1 protein-coding gene is annotated in these 1,143 nt (G+C 47.2%); it reads left to right on the forward strand.

Translation table 11 applies throughout. The annotated features are described in order from the left end of the window. A partial coding sequence (locus AFM12_RS00015; RefSeq protein ID WP_157687237.1) for a hypothetical protein occupies positions 1–1,143 on the forward strand: 1,143 nt, incomplete at both ends.

The following is a 1,143-nucleotide window of genomic DNA, read 5'->3' on the forward strand; positions in this document are numbered from 1 at the left end:
CATGTACACCTTGATTGAGAATGCGACCGGACTGGATAGCACGGCAACGATCACGATCACGTACACCGAAGAGCCACCAGTGGCAGTGAATGATGAAGATCTTGATAATGTAGTAGGTATCGACGTAACCTTGAACATCATCGCCAACGACAGTCTTAGTGATGGAACAAACATCTTAGACTTGACAGACATTACTGTGGATCTTGATCCATCCACTCCGGGTATTCAGGATAGCCTGATTGTGCCGGGAGAAGGTAGATATGATTACGATACGCTGACTGGGGAAGTGACCTTCAATCCTGAGGCCGGTTTTACGACTGATCCAACACCAATCATGTATACCTTGATTGAGAATGCGACAGGACTGGATAGCACGGCAACGATCACGATCACGTACACCGAAGAGCCACCAGTGGCAGTGAATGATGAATCAAACGATAACATTGTAGGTGTCGATGTAACCTTGAACATCATCGCCAACGACAGTCTGAGTGATGGCACGAACATCGTAGACCTGACAGACATCACTGTGGATCTTGATCCAGCTACACCAGGCATTCAGGATAGCCTGATTGTGCCGGGAGAAGGTAGATATGATTACGATACGCTGACAGGGGAAGTGACCTTCAATCCTGAGGCCGGTTTTACGACTGATCCAACACCAATCATGTATACCTTGATTGAGAATGCGACAGGACTGGACAGCACCGCAACGATCACGATCACGTACACCGAAGAGCCACCAGTAGCAGTGGATGATGAATCAAACGATAACATTGTAGGTATCGATGTAACCTTGAACATCATAGCCAACGACAGTCTGAGTGATGGCACGAACATCGTTGACCTGACAGACATTACTATTGATCTTGATCCATCCACTCCAGGTATTCAGGATAGCCTGATTGTGCCGGGAGAAGGAAGATATGATTACGATACGCTGACTGGGGAAGTAACCTTCAATCCGGAGGCCGGTTTTACGACTGATCCAACGCCAATCATTTATACCCTGATTGAGAATTCAACAGGGCTGGATAGCATGGCAACGATCACGATCACGTACACCGAAGAGCCACCAGTGGCAGTGAATGATGAAGATCTTGATAATGTAGTAGGTATCGATGTAACCTTGAACATCATCGC

This window comes from Jiulongibacter sediminis, from assembly GCF_001306455.1.
GTDB classification, from domain to species: Bacteria; Bacteroidota; Bacteroidia; order Cytophagales; family Spirosomataceae; genus Jiulongibacter; species Jiulongibacter sediminis.